The organism is Blautia sp. 1033sp1_1033st1_G9_1033SCRN_220408 (assembly GCF_040929965.1).
Lineage (GTDB): Bacteria > Bacillota > Clostridia > Lachnospirales > Lachnospiraceae > Blautia_A > Blautia_A ammoniilytica.
Genome location: NZ_JBFKZO010000017.1, coordinates 44134 through 62748, shown reverse-complemented (window position 1 = coordinate 62748; position 18615 = coordinate 44134). Strand labels below are relative to the sequence as shown.

The 18615-nt window shown below is 44.5% G+C and carries 17 protein-coding genes; 16 read left to right on the top strand and 1 reads right to left on the bottom strand.

What is annotated here, in order from left to right; all coding sequences use genetic code 11:
• Window positions 1-35 precede the first annotated feature (35 nt).
• The 13 genes from AB5916_RS12420 (at window position 36) to AB5916_RS12360 (ending at window position 14376) form a co-directional block, all read left to right on the top strand.
• Complete coding sequence (locus AB5916_RS12420; RefSeq protein ID WP_368191221.1) at window positions 36-164, top strand: hypothetical protein; 129 nt, start codon at window positions 36-38, stop codon at window positions 162-164.
• Between the two features lie 23 nt (window positions 165-187).
• A complete protein-coding gene (locus AB5916_RS12415) occupies window positions 188-958 on the top strand; it encodes a TasA family protein (RefSeq protein WP_368191219.1) in 771 nt (256 codons plus the stop codon).
• An 80-nt stretch (window positions 959-1038) separates the two neighbouring features.
• A complete protein-coding gene (locus AB5916_RS12410; RefSeq protein ID WP_368191216.1) occupies window positions 1039-1539 on the top strand; it encodes a hypothetical protein in 501 nt (166 codons plus the stop codon).
• Window positions 1540-1551: 12 nt separating this feature from the next.
• Window positions 1552-2742: an LPXTG cell wall anchor domain-containing protein gene (locus tag AB5916_RS12405; RefSeq protein ID WP_368191214.1), complete on the top strand. Its 1191-nt coding sequence runs from the start codon at window positions 1552-1554 to the stop codon at window positions 2740-2742.
• Window positions 2735-3277 (top strand): signal peptidase I, encoded by a 543-nt coding sequence (locus tag AB5916_RS12400; RefSeq protein ID WP_368191212.1) that lies wholly within the window; start codon window positions 2735-2737, stop codon window positions 3275-3277. The genes AB5916_RS12405 and AB5916_RS12400 overlap by 8 nt, the downstream gene beginning before the upstream one ends.
• Window positions 3261-3911 (top strand): SipW-dependent-type signal peptide-containing protein, encoded by a 651-nt coding sequence (locus AB5916_RS12395; RefSeq protein ID WP_368191211.1) that lies wholly within the window; start codon window positions 3261-3263, stop codon window positions 3909-3911. The genes AB5916_RS12400 and AB5916_RS12395 overlap by 17 nt, the downstream gene beginning before the upstream one ends.
• 123 nt (window positions 3912-4034) lie before the next feature.
• A complete protein-coding gene (locus AB5916_RS12390; RefSeq protein WP_368191210.1) occupies window positions 4035-4784 on the top strand; it encodes a hypothetical protein in 750 nt (249 codons plus the stop codon).
• Window positions 4785-4834: 50 nt separating this feature from the next.
• Window positions 4835-5098: a hypothetical protein gene (locus tag AB5916_RS12385; RefSeq protein WP_368191209.1), complete on the top strand. Its 264-nt coding sequence runs from the start codon at window positions 4835-4837 to the stop codon at window positions 5096-5098.
• 299 nt (window positions 5099-5397) lie between these two features.
• On the top strand, window positions 5398-6810 hold the full coding sequence (iscB, locus tag AB5916_RS12380; protein ID WP_368191207.1) for an RNA-guided endonuclease IscB: 1413 nt from the start codon (window positions 5398-5400) through the stop codon (window positions 6808-6810).
• A gap of 110 nt (window positions 6811-6920) precedes the next feature.
• Window positions 6921-7376 carry a hypothetical protein gene (locus tag AB5916_RS12375; protein WP_368191205.1) on the top strand — a complete coding sequence of 152 codons (456 nt, stop codon included), beginning with the start codon at window positions 6921-6923 and terminating at the stop codon, window positions 7374-7376.
• A gap of 176 nt (window positions 7377-7552) precedes the next feature.
• On the top strand, window positions 7553-7849 hold the full coding sequence (locus AB5916_RS12370) for a type II toxin-antitoxin system RelE/ParE family toxin (protein WP_368191203.1): 297 nt from the start codon (window positions 7553-7555) through the stop codon (window positions 7847-7849).
• Window positions 7850-7879: 30 nt separating this feature from the next.
• Entirely contained in the window at window positions 7880-8932 is a 1053-nt protein-coding gene (locus AB5916_RS12365; RefSeq protein ID WP_368191200.1) for a helix-turn-helix domain-containing protein, read from the top strand.
• A gap of 176 nt (window positions 8933-9108) precedes the next feature.
• Window positions 9109-14376, top strand: a complete 5268-nt coding sequence (locus tag AB5916_RS12360) for a SpaA isopeptide-forming pilin-related protein (protein ID WP_368191197.1) — start codon at window positions 9109-9111, stop codon at window positions 14374-14376.
• Between the two features lie 34 nt (window positions 14377-14410).
• On the opposite strand, the gene AB5916_RS12355 is transcribed toward AB5916_RS12360, so the two are convergent.
• Window positions 14411-14977, bottom strand: coding sequence for a DUF6037 family protein (locus AB5916_RS12355; protein WP_368191195.1), 567 nt, complete (start codon window positions 14975-14977; stop codon window positions 14411-14413).
• A 20-nt stretch (window positions 14978-14997) separates the two neighbouring features.
• Here AB5916_RS12355 and AB5916_RS12350 point away from each other — a divergent pair, with 20 nt between their 5' ends.
• From AB5916_RS12350 to AB5916_RS12340, 3 genes are all read left to right on the top strand, one after another.
• Window positions 14998-15225, top strand: coding sequence for a hypothetical protein (locus AB5916_RS12350; RefSeq protein WP_368191194.1), 228 nt, complete (start codon window positions 14998-15000; stop codon window positions 15223-15225).
• A gap of 409 nt (window positions 15226-15634) precedes the next feature.
• On the top strand, window positions 15635-16264 hold the full coding sequence (locus AB5916_RS12345) for a hypothetical protein (protein WP_368191191.1): 630 nt from the start codon (window positions 15635-15637) through the stop codon (window positions 16262-16264).
• A gap of 157 nt (window positions 16265-16421) precedes the next feature.
• Window positions 16422-18542 (top strand): Ig-like domain-containing protein, encoded by a 2121-nt coding sequence (locus AB5916_RS12340; protein ID WP_368191189.1) that lies wholly within the window; start codon window positions 16422-16424, stop codon window positions 18540-18542.
• The last annotated feature ends 73 nt before the right edge of the window (window positions 18543-18615 follow it).

Genomic DNA, 18615 nt, shown 5'->3' with positions numbered 1-18615 from the left:
GCTGAGCAGCCCCAGTGCAGCGGACTCCGCTTACAGTGGAAATCCCAACAGCACTACTACCGGATATCAAGGATGCGGATGACCAGTATGTCAGCACCTTAAAAGCAACATCCAGACTTATCTGGGTGCAGGCAGTTCACGGACCAAGAAAACATTGCTGTTAATAATAAGAAAGGAGAAAAGAGCAATGAAATTCAAAAAGTATATCGCTGTAATGGCAACCGTAGTAGGAGTACTTGGAGTTGTAGTAGGAGGAACCATGTCCTATATGACTGAAAAGGAGGAACTGACCAATGTGTTTACCGTCGGTGACCTTGATGTGGGACAGCGTGAGCCCGAGTGGGATCCAGATACTGACCATGATGGGGAAGATGTATACCCGGGATATACGGTATATAAGAACCCAACCGTCAAAAACATTTCTGATCCGACAAACGGTGAGGAACCCTGTTATACACGTATGACCATTTACGTACAGGATAAAGACGGAAAAGCTATCGAAGACCAGACAGCCCTTGATCTGATTGAAAAAACAATCCGTTTTGATAAGACCTTTACCGGCACGTATGAAAACAAAGGCACAGCACAGGGACTGGTCGAAGGAAAGGTTCCAGGATACTCCCTTGCTGATCTGCAGGATTACCCGATGGTCAACCCGAAATGGGAAAAAGACACGACCCGTTCTACAAAAAACAAATGGGTGTTTAACTACGTTGGAAACAACAACGGCATCCTGAAAATTGGAGAGCAGTCCACCTTGTTTACAAATGTAGTTATTCCGACAGACTGGAACCAGACCCAGCTTAAGAGTATCGGCTCAGGGGTTGCCGGATCATTCAAACTCCATATTGAAACAGATGCTATCCAGGCTGCAGGTTTCGCAAATCAGGCGGCAGCAATGAATGCCCTTGATAAAGAGATCGCTGATGGTACACAGCAGCACATTGAACGGAACTAAGGTTTCATATCCATGCAGGAAGGGAAAGAGTTTTCTTTCCCTTCTTTTGGAAAAAAAACTAATTGGGGAAAGGAGTTATTATGAAGAAAAGACTAATCAGTGCAATCCTTTTATGCGGTGTAGCTGGAATGCTTGGCTCCGGGGCAGCAGTTACTTCAGCATACCTCATCAATGGGGATAAAGAGGTGAACACTTTTAACGCTACCACGGTTGATATTGGTATCGATGAGGATTATGAGAAACCAAAGGACCCACAGCCCGGTGATGTGATCCCCAAGAAACCACGGGCAGTGAACAACAGCAGTATTGATGTGTATGTAAGGATGAGGGTCAAAGTGTCAAACGCAGACCTGCTTGAACCGATCCAGGTCAATGATGGATGGACCCTAGGATCAGATGGATTTTATTATTATAATAAAGCCCTGAAACCGGGGGAGAGGACAAACAACCTGTTTGAAAGCGTGACGATCAAGAATGACTGCCTTAAAGAAGAGATTAAAGATCTCAATGTGCAGGTCTATGTAGAAGCGGTTCAGGCCGGGAACCTTACTGCTGACCAGGCATGGGCTGCGACAGAGTAGGAGGTACATATCGTGAAGAAAAAATTATCAAAGATCATTGTTGCTGCTTCTGCTGCCTGCTATCTTTTTTCAGCTGTAACGGCATATGCAGCCTGGACATCATCTGGATCCACGGACAACTATGTTAGTATGGGCTCGTATAAGACCACGATCGTTGAAGAATATACACAGCCCCAGCATGTAGATCCATCTGATACAGTAGATAAGATTGTAAACGTAAAAAACAGTGGTACTGTAGGAACCTTTATAAGGGTAGCGGTCGAAAAACAGATCGGCGATGTAGACGCAGGCGGTGTTTTTACCCCAGATAAGACTCTTGACCCTGAAATGATACGGATCACATACAATGATACCGTATGGAAAAACGGCGGGGATGGATACTTTTATTATCTGAAAGAGCTTAAACCTGGAGAGACGACAGAGGAACCATTGTTCAAAAGCTATACGCTTGATCCGGCAGCAGGAAATGCTTACCGGAAAAAGCAGGGCCATATTGTGGTTAAGATGGAATCCGTACAGGCTGAAGGAAATGCTGTTACCCTGTGGGGGAAAACAACTTATGATCTGGGCATCCAGTATAAGGAAGCAGAACAGACAGCGGATCCGACACTGGTAACATTTCTTGGAAAGGAACAGGGATTTGATATTACTTCAAAGAAACCGGACCTGTTTACGAACTTTAAAAACCTGATGCCGGGAACATCCCGTACACAGGAAATCAAAGTGGCAAATAAATCCGGTGAAGATGTTACGATTTCTCTGCAGGCAGAAGCAGTAGACCAGGATAAGATGTCCGAAGACCAGCTGGAACTTGTAAACAGGCTGATCAATGAATATGCTACGATTTCCATTGAAAATGATGGAAATGTAATTTATGAAGGCCCGGTATCCGGCAGGACTAAGATGCAGGACCAGGCAGCCAGCCTTGGTGCTTTCCAGTCCGGAACTGAAAAAAATATGACGGTAAAGCTTTCCGTATCACCTGAAATGGATAACCAGTATCTTGACCTTCTTGGAAAGGTAAGATGGGTGTTCACAGCATCTGGGGAGGATCCTGAAGGGACTCCGGTAAGCACCCCCGTTAACCCTCCAAAAACAGGAGACAGGGATTTAACCCCGGCTGCAGCCCTGTTTGCAACAGCAACCTTACTGCTGGGTGCCGGTATCGTTCTCTGGAAAAAGAAGGATGGTGCCAATGCTTAAAAAAATCGGACTTATTATTGTTGATATTCTTCTTGCAGCATATGTGATTGCCATTGTACCATTCACAGCTGCATGCGGATTCTTTGGGATCCATCCTTATGCGGTCACAAGCGGCAGCATGGAGCCTGCGATCCAGACGGGCTCCCTTGTCCTTGCAAAAGAGACTCCTTTTAAAGAACTGGAAAAAGGGGATGTGATCACCTTTATGATCGGAAAGGACCAGACTGTGACTCACCGGATCACGGCAGTAGACAGTAAGGCACATAAATTTACGACAAAAGGTGATGCGAATAATACAGAAGATGCCCGCCGTGTGTCATATAAAAATGTGGTGGGTAAGGTGATCCTGCATATACCGAAAGCCGGCTATCTGCTGGTAATGTCCGGAACAAAAGGCAGATTCATTTTTATAGCAGGAGCAGGGGTTGCATTGATCGCGCTGAGCTATTTATTACAGCCGTCAGCACCAGCCGGGAAAAGAAAGGATTCTCCTGCTGCCCAAGAAAAGGAGGCAAAAAATGCTGAAAAAGTTTAAAAAAGAAATTCTCTATCTGATCCTGGCCGTTCTGGCGGGCTGTGGTGCTTTTGGAATCACCATGGCCTATATGACGGATTCAGCACAGGAGACAAATGTAGTGACTGTGGGAAACGTAACTATAGACCTGACGGAAACAGACTGGAAACCGGAAAATGGAAAAGATATACTTCCCCGTGCATCTGCAGTAAAAAACCCGGAAGTAACAAATACAGGGTCTGTGGATGCCTGGATCTTTTTAAAAGTAACAAATCCTAAAAAGAATATTGTTACGGTGGATCACGATACAAAGAGAAAATTACCGGCAGCTGATGTTGAACTATTTTCTTTTACACCGAATTCCAAATGGGAACTGCTGTATAAAACAGACAGTGATACACAGACAGAATATATCTACGGATATAAAGATATCGTAAAAGCAAAGGAAAAAACACAGAGTCTGTTTGATTCCGTAACAATGGTGAATTACCTGGAAGGCTCCATTGATAAGAATGAAAAACTGACACTTCCAATTGAAGCGATGGCTGTGCAGTGGAACGTGGATAAAGCAGATGCTGGTCTGAAAAAGATCTACGATCATTACCTGAATCAGGAAAAGTACGACCAGGATACACACACTGGAAGATATGAGTAGTGAAGAAGTTCCTCGGAAAGACTGGCTGGTCTGGAGTATTTCTTACGTCCAGGCCAGCTGAAAATTTGTCATGATCATGTGTCTGACAGAAAAGCTAGATTTGCAAAAAAGGAGGCAAATACAGTGTCCGTAAGTATACGTGAGAACAGAGAATGCACTGCCATGGCAGGATATACGATACCAGAAAGTGTATATGCCAGTGAAACTCCTGCTGTCTTGACAAAAAATACGTTTCTCCATACACTGGATGGAAAGGAGGAACGGAGTATGAGTTTTGCTGGAGTAACCTTTGTAAAAGGAAAAGTGCTGGCTTTTTCTGATTCGAAATCAACCAGGATCAAAGATGGAAAAAGAATCGAAGCTGGTTCGGTACAAAAAGTATTCAAAAATGACGATCTGGTACTTACCTGTACCGGGGTTAATACACTGCCGGTTTTAAAGGACCAAAAATACTATGTTCTGCCACTGGCCGAATGGATAAAAGGGAATATACAGAACACAGCATCTGCGCTGGATATTTGCAAAAGGCTATTTGATTACATCCGGACAGAATGTGTACAATGTATTGATCCAATTATAATGATTGGTGCGTACCGTTTGGACGATAACAGGGAAAACTGTATATTCTTTTTGTCTGAAGTTTCCAAAAATTCTTTCAGTTTTAAAGAACAGCTCATATCAGAAGCAAACAGCTGGTATTCAGGAGACGACGAGTATTTGCAATACTTTAACCATCATCCAGAAAAACTGTTCACTACCTCTGATGAAGTTTTAATAAATGAGATCAAAAAAAGTATCCGTGAAATTGAAAACAGACATGGTCAGGATTGGTGTAACCCAGTTGGTGGAAAGATCCAGGTAGAAATATTCTGACTTTTTACGAAGGCAGCTTTTGCTGTCTTCTTTTCTGAAAGGGGATTTTTATGATTACATATGGAAGCAAAGAAATAAGTTTCTCTTTTGGTGTTCCATGGGGAATTACGATGGGGCATTTTGCAAAACAGGTGAATGACATTTCCACTGAAAAGGAGGATGCTGTTCCTCAGAAGGAGGACGCCGAAATGTCATTGTTAATTGCAATCAAAAGAGAAAATTACGCAATACTTATGTCAGAATCCAGGGCTGTTTTCAGGACCGTCGAGAATGGGAAGGAGATTTTGACAGTCAGCTTCTCGGCTATTGAATAACCGAGCATGCTGAAAGGCGTGTGAAGTTATCCGTAGTACCCGAAAGGGCGCGCTGACTAGACTCAGGGTGATGGGATCCACTTACGATGGTGGATATCATTGCACTACGTCCCGGATATCAATACCCGCCCCGGTTGTGCCAAAGCTGGTACAGGGTTCAGGCAACGGATGTCTCCCCGGAGAAGGAGGCACTGACCTGGTGCACGAAGTATCCGGAACCTTGTCGAAGGGCGATGACTCCCGTATGGGAGGGCAGGACTCTTGCGTACCTGCCACAATAACAAAAGGAGGGACCAGCCATGAGTGTGTTCGTGGTAGGGCAAAGCGGATGCCGGCTGATGCCTGTATCTGAAAGGAAAGCCTGTTTATTACTTGATGGCGGGAAAGCTTCCGTATACCGGAAGGTCCCGTTTACCATAAAACTGAACTATAAGACAGGCAGTACCACACAGCCCGGTTATCTTGGCATAGATACTGGGTCCCAGCAGATCGGGGTGTCCGTTGTGCGGGAAGACGGCACAGTCTTACATAAGGAGGAGATCAGTCTCAGGGATTCCATGACCAAAAGGAAACTACTGGAAACAAGAGCTTCCTTAAGGAGAGGGAGACGCTGCCGCAAGACCCGGTACCGCCACCCAAAATGGAGACCGAAGACCAAACGTATTTACTGTGAGGTGCCTGACAAAAAGGGACGGCACTGGAAGAAACAGAAGAGTACGTTCACATCCGGAAGGCTGAAAGGATGGCTGCCGCCGTCCCTGCAGTCAAAGACAGACCACCATATCCGGTGGATCAAAAAGCTGCAGGGTCTTCTCCCGGAAGGGTACCGCCTTTCCATCGAACTGGGACGTTTCGACCCGGCCCGCATGAAAGATCCTGAGATTCACGGTGACCTGTACCAGAAAGGACCGCAGTACGACTATGAAAATGTCCGTGCCTATGTCCTTGCCCGTGACAGGTATACCTGCCAGGTCTGTAAAAAGAAAGGCGGGAAGCTGCATGTGCACCATATCCTGTACCGGAGCCAGGGGGCTTCCGATAACCCGCAGTATATGGCCACGGTATGCAGCAGCTGCCATACCGTGGAGAACCATCTTCCTGGTGGGATCCTCTATCAGTGGATGCAGGAACAGAAGAAGTTCACCAGGGGTCTTCGGGATGCCACGTTCATGAACATCTTAAGGAAACGCCTCATGAAGACATTCCCGGATGCGGTATTTACCTATGGGAACATCACGAAAGTGGACCGGGAGAAGCTGAAGCTCCCAAAGAGCCATGGGAATGACGCCACAGCCATTGCCCTGGTAAGGACAGTAGTCACTTCCGTTAAGGATGAGGAACCTGTTCTCTATGTCCAGCAGGTAAGGAGAAAGAAGCGTTCCCTTCATGAGGAGACACCGAGGAAGGGACGGAAGGAACCAAACCGGAAAGCTGCACGGAACAGCAAGAACACAAAGGCAGTGACTTTCACGAAAAGACGGGGCGGAAAGAAAACATCCGTTACCGCCTGCCTGTTCGACCGCGTGGAACTGAACGGGAAGAAAGGCTGGATCTCCGGGTTTACCGGGACATCCTGTTATATGAAAGATGCAGAGGATGACTACATCTGTACATCCGGAAAGTATAACCAGGTCAGCCTGTCAAAGCTCAGGATCCTGCATCACTGCGGGAACTGGGTCATAGGGGCAAGGAAACCTCTGGGGAAAGGCTGATGGCTCAAAGAGCCATACTGCTTCCATCCCGGTAATTGAATTACCGAGAATTCCCGCAGAGTGTCTTAAAATTAGATACTTGCAGGAAAATCATACAGATAGGCAACCACGTGATTGGATTTACGGGGCTGTATGATTTTGCAGAAGGATATATTGAGGATATTCTGGGTACAGCACTTCTTCCCGAAGATCCGCCGGCAACCGCATTTCACAAAATCATGCTTTTGCATCAGCAACTGCAGCCCCAGCTTATCTATACAAAACTGGATCTGACCTATGCGGGGACTGATGGAAGAAATGTTCTTGTCCGATCCATTTCCGGGAACAGTCAGGAGCAGAATATGGTAACCCTCCATGCTGACCAGTATATTGGGACAGGAATATCCTTTGCTCCGGATGATTACCTGCTTCCACTTGATTCAGATCAGGCAGCAGATATTGCATTTGCCAAGAATTTTCTGGAAAAAGAAATTTCCGTACATCAGAAGTACGAACGTTTTTCCATGATTGGCGGGCCGCTGCAAGGATATCTTTTGGACAAAAACGGGGTACAAAAAATATTCTGATTTACGAAAACCAATGTGACTTCTTTAATGTTTCGTATACGGTAGGTGAGCAATAGCTGTAAATGAAGATATAATTTATTGAAATTTACCCGTAAGGTAAATTGTGTGTTGACTAATTTACTTTTATATGTTACTATTTATTTACCTCAAAGGTAAATAAAAAAAGAGGTGAGACATTGGATATTACGTACAAAAGCAATAAGATTGAAAAGATTTGTACGGATGCCAAAATATCCGATAGAACGTATGGAAATGAAATGTCAGAAAAGATCCAAATGCGTATAGGAGAAATTGAGGCTGCAGATACTGTGGAAGAGATGATCAAGTATCGTATTGGAAGATGTCATCCATTAATCAATAATCGGAAGGGACAATACGCAGTTGACCTGGTGCATCCGTATAGATTGGTATTTGAAAAGCATGGTAATGAAATTCAAGTAGCACATATAATGGAAATAGTAGATTACCATTAGAAAGAAAAAAATTAAATAGGAGGCAGCACTATGGTGAGAAGTCGCAGTTTTATTGCAACACCACCTGGAGCGACGATTAGAGAGCAGCTTAGCGACAGAGGAATGAGTCAGAAAGAGTTTGCGGTAAGAATGGATATGTCAGAAAAGCATATTAGCAAACTTATTAACGGTGAGGTTCAGTTGACTCCAGAGGTGGCTGTTAGATTGGAAGTAGTATTAGGAATTCCTGCTAAATTTTGGAATAATCTTGAAGCTCTCTACAGAGAAAAATTAGTTAAGGTTAAAGCAGAAAACGCAATGGATGCCGATCAAGAATTATCTAAACAATTGCCATACAGTGAGATGTCTAAGTTCGGATGGATTCCTGAAACAAGAGATCCAAAGGAAAAAGTTATAAATCTTAGAAAATATTTCGAGGTTGTTGAATTATCGTTGTTAGAGAATAGGCAAGTTACAAGAATTGCGTGCAGAAGACTTGCAGTAACTGAAAAGAGTGATTTTGCATTGATGGCTTGGGCTCAGCAAGCGAAAATTTTGGCAAGAAATATTGAAACATCCCCAATTAATATAAAAAAATTAATAAATATTATTCCAGAAATCAGATCTATGACTATTTTGAAACCAAAAGAGTTTTGTTCAAAGATAAAGAGTATGTTATCCGAATGTGGGATTGCTCTTATTTTTTTACCACATTTAAAAGGGTCATTTTTGCAAGGGGCTTCTTTTATGGATGGAAATAAAATAGTTGTGGGTCTTACTGCTAGGGGAAAAGATGCAGATAAATTTTGGTTCAGCTTATTTCATGAGTTGGCTCACATTGTGTTAGGCCATATTGGTCAGTTGGATGGGACAACTGAGCAAGATGAAAAAGACGCTGATACATGGGCAAGAGATACTCTGATATCTAAAACAGCTTTTGATGATTTTGTTGTACAATCAGATTTTTCGGCAATGAGTATTCGAGCGTTCGCAAAAATACATGGTATTGCACCAGGAATTGTTGTTGGCAGATTACAGAATGAAGGCTGTATTAAACATTACATGATGAATGAATTAAAAGCACATTATGAAATAATTGTCTGACTGTCCTGACAGATTCGAAAAGAAACGGATTGGAATATATCCGTTTCTTTTTTTGCTATCTTTTTTCAAAAATGACATATTACAAATGGGAGGTGAAAAAATCCTCCTGTTGTCAGACCGAGTTATTCGGCGGACCAATGTACATTGAAAAGTGAATAATGAAAGGAGAACTAACTATGAAGAGAAAGTTAGTGTCAGTTCTGCTGACAACAGCTATGGTGACTTCTTCGTTAGGTGTGGTGTCTGCGGAATCTATGGGCCCTGCTGCAGAAACATCCTGTAATGAAGCAGTTCAGACCGAAGCTGAAGTGCCGGAAACACAGCCGGAACAGACAGAAAGTGAGTCTGAATCTGAAGCAGTTACAGAGATTCAGACAGAAAGCCAGACGGAGTCACAAACTGTGGTACAGCAGACAGAGTCACAAACGAGTGCGCAGACAAACAAAGAGGCGGAGCCTCAGACGGGTAACCAGACCGATATGCAGACGGAGACGCCAAAAAGTGACCAGACAGACGAACCGGCAGAAGTTCAGACAGATGTCCAGACAGATGCCCAGACTGAGACAGAAGCAGTGGAGGAGACAGAAGAGACTGAAGAGACAGGCCACATGGTCACTGTTAAGACTGAGAAAGCAGATGTCTTTTTTGTGTCAGACCTGCAGAAGTTAAAGGAAGGGGTACTGGAAGACCCGGATCTGAAAAAAGACCCGGTACCAGAAACGGAATCTGATACACAGGAGAAAAAGGATAAACGCGCTGCGGCAATCAAGGCTGCAGGCGAAATCCTGCCAGATGAGTACGTAAAGATCCTGAACGATGAATCCTATCAGCTTTTGATGAAGCAGGAGCATACGTTCAGTCCTTCTGCTTACGTGGACTTCTACGTAGTGCCAGAAGAAGGGTATGAAGTGGATACGGTCAAAGCAGCATCTTCAGTTTATGGGGAACTGCAGGTAACGGACTATGAAAATGGTGCTTATGAAGCAGTCATGCCGGACGATGCGGTTTTACTGGATGTAAAGGCCAAAGAAAAACAGGCAGAATCCGAAATGGAACCGGAAACAGAAACTGAAAAGACCGGGGAGACAGAAAATGGTGTCCAGGAACACTTCCTTGAAAAGGCAGAAGGCACAGAAAGCCTGGATGCATCCCATTTTTCGTCAATGAGACTGGTCGTCCTTGCTTCTGACAGGGACATGATCCTGGATCCGGAACATCTGATCGGGGAATATGACAATATTTACCTTCTGCAGTATACAACTGTAGAACAGGCAATGAACGCTTATGTTTATTATCTTGGAAATGCAGAAGCTGTAGAGCCTGATACTGCAGTAGTGGCTGCTTCAGATGAGCCAACAGAAGAAAAAACAGAGACAGAAGAGAAGCCAGAAACAGAAGCCGAGACAGAAACTGAACCGGATACAGAAGCTGAAACAGAGGCCGATGTGAAGACGGAAACAGAAGCTGAACCGGAAACAAAAGCTGAAACAGAAGCTGAACCGGAAACAAAGCCTGAGACAGAAGCTGAAACGAAAGCTGAACCGGAAACAAACGGGACAGCCATTCCATCCCAGGTAACGGCAGATGCGATCGACAACCCAATTTCCACGCTGGCCGGGGAGCAGGATTCTGCTGCAGCCCAGGCCGAGAGCAAGGTGATCGCACTTCTGGATACCGGGGCAGAAGGCAGTAATGTCATCGACCAGGTATCTATGATCGATGGGGGCCTTGTTGGTTCCGGCAGCCATGCATCTGTTATGGTGGATGCCATTACAGAACAGAACCCGGATGCAAAGATCTTGTCTGTCAGAGTTCTTGGGGATGATAACCTTGGTACGGTTTCTTCCATTGTAGCCGGTATGGAATACGCTATTGCACAGAAGGTGGATTTTATCAATCTTTCCCTGTATGCAAGGAAATCCCTTTCCAACTCCGTGCTCGCCTCTGAGATCCAGAAAGCAGTGGATGCAGGGATCCAGGTTGTGGGTGCAGCCGGAAATGACGGGGCAGACGTTATCAATTATATGCCCGGTTCTGTTGAGAGTGCATGGATCATCGGTGCCTGTGATGAGGAAGGGAACCGGATCGAAAGCTCCAACTATGGTGCAACCGTAGACTATAACGTGACCGGTGACTCCACATCCGTGGCAGCCGCCAGATTTACAGGTTACATTTCAAAATATGGAACGGAAGATATCAGCAGTGATATCATTTTCACTTCTGATGGTGTCACAACAGATAAAGAAGAAGTTTCAGACAAAGAGGAAGACTTTGAGGGAGCTGCTGTTCTGGCAGGGACCCAGGCATGGGGCACAGCGATTGATTTTACCTATGGTTCTGGTTTCCTTTCCTTATGCAAATGGCAGGATGCAACATTTTCCGGATTTGGAGCCCAGCAGGTCAATACCGGAGCCGGAGAGTGGGGGGCTTCCTCACAGACCTGTGTTTACAGACGGTGTACACAAACAGGATCTTTTGATAAAGATGTTTACGTTAAAGTCCCGAACATTGGCGGTTATTACACCGGAAACGGTTATGTCAGTGTAGATGCAAAGATCTTCTGCTATTCAGACCAGGCTACCGGGTTTGTGGTTTCAGCTGCAGATACAGGTCATAGGATCCGATTTGGCAGCCCGTATCTGAAGACCAATAAGAAAGTGGCAATCAATAGTACCAATATACATCTGAGATACCGTTTCTATATCAGTGGGACAAACTCAGAAATTTCCATGACAGGAACCGGGGCGTTTTCAGACATTGATGCGGACAACCAGACCAATTCTTTGCAGATGGAAGGTTACAAGTTCGTAAGGGGTGTCGGGACTGTCTATACCAGTGCCGATACGGAGATCATTAAAAGATCGAAAGCACCGTTAAGCGGGTTCTATGTGGGAACAAAGAACTCTGACGCGGCAAACCATGAAAAGTCACTGATGTTTACCTTTGCTTCAACCCCCGCGGCTCCGTTTGAGATCATTTATCATTGTGGGGGATATTATACTTCCAGTATGACTTATGGTTCTGTGGCATTGAATTACCATTTGATCAATAACCCGCCCACAACCACGAAACCTACCAATAAGCGTTTTGCAATGAATACAAACACCGCTTCCAATTATGGCCAGCTTTCCGGGTATCAGCCTGTTCCCGGGTATAACTTCAGCGGATGGCACAGGGACAGTGCAAATGGGCCGATCTATGTGGGAGACTATACAATGGCAGCCGATGTCAATCTGTATGGATGGTATACGAAGCAGTATGGAAGCCTGACCGTCTGGAAAGGCCTGGATGGCGGACCAGCCGGTTTTTATAATACCATGCCTTTGGCAAATAGGACTTTCCAGGTAAGGCTGTATGGAACAAGCACGACAGGAGAATGGTATGACCAGACCCTGTCCCTTACAGTAGGAAACACAAACTATGTTACGTTTTCCAATGTTCCTGTTGGTACCTATACGCTGGTGGAGTCCGGGATTGACAGCAGGTATTGGTATTGTTCTACAGGCCCCCTGACTATCACGATCACCAATGGTGGTTCTGCCGGGGCAGAGATCCATAACTGGGCATCCTTCGGGAACCTGACAGTAAAGAAGGTCCTTGCAAATGTTACGGAAGAGGCCATCAGTAATGCGGCAGAAAAGAAGTTCCAGTTCACTCTTTTTGGAACATCTGCTTACAACACCCCGGTCAATGAAACACGGGAGCTGACCGGTTCCGGTTCTGTTACATTTAGCAGCATCCCGGCAGGTACCTATACCTTAAAGGAATCCTATTATGACGGGAAGATCTGGACGCCGTTTGCCAACCAGCAGGTGACCATCGAGAAGAATGTGACCAAAGAAGTAAGCGTGGTAAATACCTTTATTCCTGAAAGGACCCAGCAGCCGAAACCGGAAAAGAGCTTGAATACGTTTTATGGAAAGCGTAAGCTGACATTTAAAAGAATCAATGACCGTACTGAGGAAGTAACATTCAGTATCTTCCAGCAGGTCAATGCTTCCTCCCATGAGGCAGTTGCACCTACCCGTCTTACGGTCACCGATGTCCTGGAACCTGCATTCGAGTATAAAGGCTTTAAAGCTTATGTGGGAGATGGTGCGGATGATTCCTGGACGGATGATACCGCATCCTTTAAAGACGCCACAAACGGGAATACGGTTTCCCTTTACAAAGACGCATCGTTCATGTCCGGCCAGTGGTACCGGTTCGATATCACGGTAAAGGTAAGGGAAGGGCTTAACCTGGATAAATATGTCCAGGATGTGGATGGCGTAAATATGTATGTGATCCCGAACACCGCTTCCTCCACTTTCACCTACAAATCCGGGACTCCAAAAGAAGTGACACAGAACACAAATACGGTAATTGTACGGGTGCCGATTGATGAACTGAGTATCATCGTCAAAAAATCGAATGAAGTAACTGGTGAGAATATTGCAAATGCGGAGTTTACCGTCTATGAATGGGATGGAACGGAGTATAGCACGAATGGTCAAAAGATGGTTTATATTTCTAATGCCAACAATACTGCCGGAATATATCAAATCATGCATTTAAAAAAGACTGAAAACAACCAGGGGAAATTCAAGATTGTTGAGACCGTTACCCCATGGGGGCATACGGGTTCTTGGAGCAAAGAGGTTGTGGTAGGGAACAACGCAACAGAAACCTACGAAGCGGCCAACCCAATGGGAACAGGCACGATTACTGTCATCAAAAACGGAACGCATGGGGAAGTCCTTGCCGGTGCTGTATACAGCATCCGGGCGAAAAAGGATATCGTTTCCCCACAGGGAAAGGTATTGGTAACTTCCGGGACAGAGGTAGATACCGTTACTACCGGGGATGATGGGACTGCAAAATCCAAGGAGCTGTATCCTGGAATGTATACGGTCACTGAGACCAAGGCACCTCTTGGCTATGCCCTTAATGAGACCCCGCAGGATGCGGAAGTCAAATACAAGGACAAGGATACAAAAGTAACCAACACAAGTGTCACTTTTGTAAATGACAGGCTATACAGTATGATCACCTTAACAAAGGAGATTGACACAGCTGATATCGTATGGGAACACGATAACCCGACATTTACCTTCCAGGTGGATGGAACGGATGTCCTTGGAAATCCCCATACGTATTACCAGACAGTGGAATTTACCACGGCGAATGTCGGAAACGGAAGCAAGTCTACCTTAAGTACAACATTTGAAGTGCTTGCCGGTACCTATACGGTATCTGAGGAAAAGACAGCCAGGTACAGATTAGACAGCATCCATGATGTAGTCAGTGGAACTGTTAATGGACAGACGGCGGTATTGGATGTATCTGGAAAGAAAGACGGAACACTTACAGAAGGTCCGAAAGGCGCTGCTACATTCTATAATGTAAAGACAACGGATGAAGACCTTACCCATACGGCATTCGTAGAGAACACGATCGCATGATCTTTGGACAGCCCGGTTTTCCGGGCTGTTTTTTTCAGTCCCAGGGATTAGAATAGCGAATTATTCGATATTTGTCAGCGGTCCACAGAGAACTTATATTATTTCTGCGGCAGTAATTGGCCACAGAAGGGCCAAAATAAAATTCTGTTTTGTCGAAATTATGAGCTATGCGTTTGTCTGTAATATGATCATTCCATCCGCAAAAATATATCTTCTCTTTCTCATCAACATTGCGGTAGGAAAGATATTTTTGCAAATACCTGTAGTCAACGCCCTGTTTACTCGAAATGGCAGGAGCCTTTTCAGAAAGGAGTTGGAGGAACAAAAAAGAGTTAAAATGATCATTATTCCAATTCAGTTTCAGAATTTTACAAAGCGAGTAGTAATCATTGTCCTGCATGTATACATTCAGATTACGATCCATCTCTAAGACACATCCCCAATTGCATGTGTGGATTGCAACGAGAATTTCGTAAGCATTTGCTGTAAATGAAAGTATTACATCAAAAGTAAAATGATTGTAGATGAAAGAGTAATGTTCTTTTTCGACGTTGTGAAGTTTCATGTCCTGAATTAAGTTGGAAAATGCCATTGCTTTCATAAATTCCTCCTGTGTAATGTATGTTATTTGAAGAAAAGCAAAATGTTAAGGTCACCTATTTTGATGGTAGTTCGTATTCCGGAAAAATCTATAAATTGGCAGTCCAGATATGCGAAGATGACCATAACACCCCTCATACACTGATGTTCATCTCCCAAGATATGCGTTTTGCCGACAAGGAAGGCGAATTCGGCTGTGCAGCACTTTGGGTAGACAAAATTAAGACGATACAACCCATACCACAATGATAAGAATATTTTTCGACAGTTGCAAGCAAAAGGAGGAAAATATATGTATATGTCTGAATATTTTCTTTGGTATACCGGCCTGCTTTTGAGTTTTTCTACAATCCCATTTGTATTACATTTTCGTGATCCTGTCAGTTCAGGATTTCTTTTGATTGCTTCCTTTTTACAGTTTGCGGGATTGGTTAAGAAAAGCTTCCTATTGATTACTAGGCGGAAGATCAGATCGTATTTTGCATTTCCTGGTCCTTTTTCTGTTTTTTACGGCTTATGCTGTTTGGCACTTGGATGCAGGCATATTTTTTTTGAGCAGGATGTGTTGTCGTATACGAAATTCTGTATTATACTTATGATAATTGGTTTATCTTATTTTGGGTTTTACTTAATACTGAAGGATTTGGAGAAGTTTCCCATGTTTACTATTGTATACGATGTTACAATTGGTTTTCTTTTTGGCATTCCTGTATCCGTGTTTTGGTGGATGTTTTTAAAAGAAACTGCGTTTTTTGCTGTTTCTTATATTTGGTGGCTGTTGTTCTGGGGAAGCCTGTTCGGTTTTATCCTGTTGTTGAAAGACAGCAGCCGAAAAGTCAAAAGGGACGGGCACTTGTTCCATATTTACAAGATGTTCCTTTTTCCAGTGTATTATGTAAAACAAGATGCAGTTTCTTTCTTTTACAAATTTTACTCCGGAAATGGCCACTGTTCCATTAATTGGGATACAGATCTGTCTTGTGCAGAAAAAAGCAAGTTCATTGCGAAAGAACTGTTATATCTAAAGAAAGAAATGGCTGGGATGCCAAAAAACAGATTGTATGTAACAGAAACCCATGACCTGATTATCCGACATATTCATAATATTTGTTTCCAGATACCGGATCCACTGGCAGCTCCCAAAGTTGGTCTTTCTTTTGATGAATTGTATCGGAGTAACTGGGAACAAACAAAAAACTGCAAGAAATGTAAAAATCATCCGGAAGGTAATGACTGTCCTTTCAGTCCCAGAAAACGGCCAACCTACATTGTGTTCTTTAAAAACTAACAAAGACAATAGCCCGGTTTTCCGGGCTGTTTTCATGTAAAGATTTGCACAAACTGTCTATTTGTAGTATATTTAAAAAAAGAAAAAATTTCTTATAGGAATCGTTCAGGCAGAATATATATGACATATTAGAAATAAACGAAAGGAAAAGAAAGCTATGACGAACAAAAAACTTAAAACCCTAGCCGCTGTGATCGCCTGCACTATGGCATTAGGAGCCGCTCCATCAGTCCCGGAAACATCCGGACTGCCTGCAGTTATCACAACCGTGGAGGCAGCAGCAAAAAATGTGGCCCTGAAGGTATCCGGCAAAAAAGTAAAGGTGGGAAAAAAGGTAAAGCTGAATGCGAAAGCCACGAAAGGGGCAAAGCTTTCCTACAAGTCCTCCAATAAGAAGATTGCCACGGTAAGCAGACGCGGGGTCGTCACCGGGATGAAAGCCGGCAAGGTGAAGATCACCATTACGGCGAAAAAAGAAAAGTACAAGACCACAAAGAAAACCGTAACTGTAAAGGTCTCCAGACAAGACCAGGTTATTACAGCACCGGATGTGACCCTGACCGCCGGGCAGAATCTGAACCTTGGGGCAAAAGCCCGCACTGCACTGGCTTACAAAAGCTCCAATACCAAAGTGGTATCCGTAGACCAGAACGGGAACCTGACGGCAAAAAGACCAGGGACGGCAAAGATCACGCTTTCGGCAAAGGCAAGCGTGACATTTAACAAGGCCTCCCGTATCGTCACTGTCAAGGTCGTGAAAAAGACAACACAGCCTGTAACCACACCGAAACCTGCGCCGGTGCCGCAGCCGGTACAGCCAGTACAGCCGGTGCCGCAGCCTTCCCCGACTCCGACAGAAACACCGCAGCCGGATGTGTCCTATGTGACAGATGTAAGGTTTGACGAAACAGCACATAAGACGGACACGATCTACATCGGCGAGCCAAAGGCCAGTACCCTGAAATGGACGGCTACCGGCAATACGACTTTCAGGGATTTTATTTATACCTCCAGTGACCCGTCCATTGCAACGGTTGATGAAAACGGCACCATCACAGGCATTGCCCCAGGCGAAGTCAGGATCACGGCAAGGTCCAAGACACCGTTTGCAGCGGTAGCCGGAGGATCAGAGAATGATTACTTTGCAGCGTCCTGGATGTACCACATTGAGGCAAAACATAATGCAGACTATTGGGGAGTGGGCTTTCCCATTCCTGAAGACCTTCCTGAAAAAGGCAGAAATATAGACATTGGTGGAACTGTTAATCCTATCAAGGAAGATACAGATGCATACAGTGAAGAAAACATTGCCAAATACCTGACCTTCACCTCCAGTGACCCATCCATCGCAACGATCGACGCACATGGGAATATCACTGGTGTATCCAAGGGATACGTGACCATGACCGTAAGGACAAAACTGCCGGTGGATGCAGCAGGAAAGGTCTACCAGGAAGACTCCGCTACGTACCATGTGGGGGACTATACTTATGAGGAGATCCTGGAGGGGCTGACTATGGACACAGTGGCCGGACAGGCTGCACACGAAGTCATGAACGACCTCAGACAAAACCCGGACCACAGGAGTTTCTTTAAGGATTACCCCAGCTATCCAACAAGGGAGTGGTCAGATGGGCTTTTGAGAGATGCGGCAACAAGAGCCTCCAGAAATATCGTTTGCGAGATCCTTGGCGGATGGGTAGAAAATGAAAAATCCAGTGTTAATCCATTAGCATCTCACTGGGGAGCTTTCAACGGTTATGGTGGAAGCGGATGGGAAGGTACAGGACGCGATCTTGGTCATGCGGCATCCGTATTTTTTGAGGACGCAGGGCATTTCGGAAATGAGACTGATCCCAATTTTAAGTATGAGGCAGTTGCTGTTGTTCAGTACAAGAATGCAGCGGGAATAAATTTAACCTCAATGATTGTACAAGCTTCTGAATATGAGAGATATTCCTTGGATAGTATTTTAAATTCATGCAAAATACCTCAAAATCAGTTCTATGATTTCTGTAATCATTTTAAGATTGATATTACAGATGAAAAATGGACGGGCAATTCAGAAAATACTACTTCTGATCAATTCAGTGCGATGTCAAGTAGTCTATTTACTGACGGGAGCTTTACTCAAGCTGAGGAAGGAAATAGTTCTTGTAACAGAGGTTCAGTAGAAAGTGTAGACGAAATAACACCGGAGGAAGTTACAATAGATGAGTCAGATTCTCTGGTAGAAGATTCAGTAGAAGATGTTACGGAAGTACCAACCGAAGAATAGTCTGTAATGTAAAAGAGCTGCCGGCAAGCGACGATTGTATCGCTTGCCAGCAGTTCGTATATTTGGAAAAGAG

Coding starts and splice junctions, on each gene's coding strand:
- AB5916_RS12355 (WP_368191195.1), bottom strand. CDS start 14,977: ATGAAAGCAATGGCATTTTCCAACTTAATTCAGGACATGAAACTTCAC.
- AB5916_RS12350 (WP_368191194.1), top strand. CDS start 14,998: ATGTTATTTGAAGAAAAGCAAAATGTTAAGGTCACCTATTTTGATGGT.
- AB5916_RS12345 (WP_368191191.1), top strand. CDS start 15,635: ATGTTTACTATTGTATACGATGTTACAATTGGTTTTCTTTTTGGCATT.
- AB5916_RS12410 (WP_368191216.1), top strand. CDS start 1,039: ATGAAGAAAAGACTAATCAGTGCAATCCTTTTATGCGGTGTAGCTGGA.
- AB5916_RS12415 (WP_368191219.1), top strand. CDS start 188: ATGAAATTCAAAAAGTATATCGCTGTAATGGCAACCGTAGTAGGAGTA.
- AB5916_RS12400 (WP_368191212.1), top strand. CDS start 2,735: ATGCTTAAAAAAATCGGACTTATTATTGTTGATATTCTTCTTGCAGCA.
- AB5916_RS12365 (WP_368191200.1), top strand. CDS start 7,880: ATGGTGAGAAGTCGCAGTTTTATTGCAACACCACCTGGAGCGACGATT.
- AB5916_RS12395 (WP_368191211.1), top strand. CDS start 3,261: ATGCTGAAAAAGTTTAAAAAAGAAATTCTCTATCTGATCCTGGCCGTT.
- AB5916_RS12360 (WP_368191197.1), top strand. CDS start 9,109: ATGAAGAGAAAGTTAGTGTCAGTTCTGCTGACAACAGCTATGGTGACT.
- AB5916_RS12385 (WP_368191209.1), top strand. CDS start 4,835: ATGATTACATATGGAAGCAAAGAAATAAGTTTCTCTTTTGGTGTTCCA.
- iscB (WP_368191207.1), top strand. CDS start 5,398: ATGAGTGTGTTCGTGGTAGGGCAAAGCGGATGCCGGCTGATGCCTGTA.
- AB5916_RS12340 (WP_368191189.1), top strand. CDS start 16,422: ATGACGAACAAAAAACTTAAAACCCTAGCCGCTGTGATCGCCTGCACT.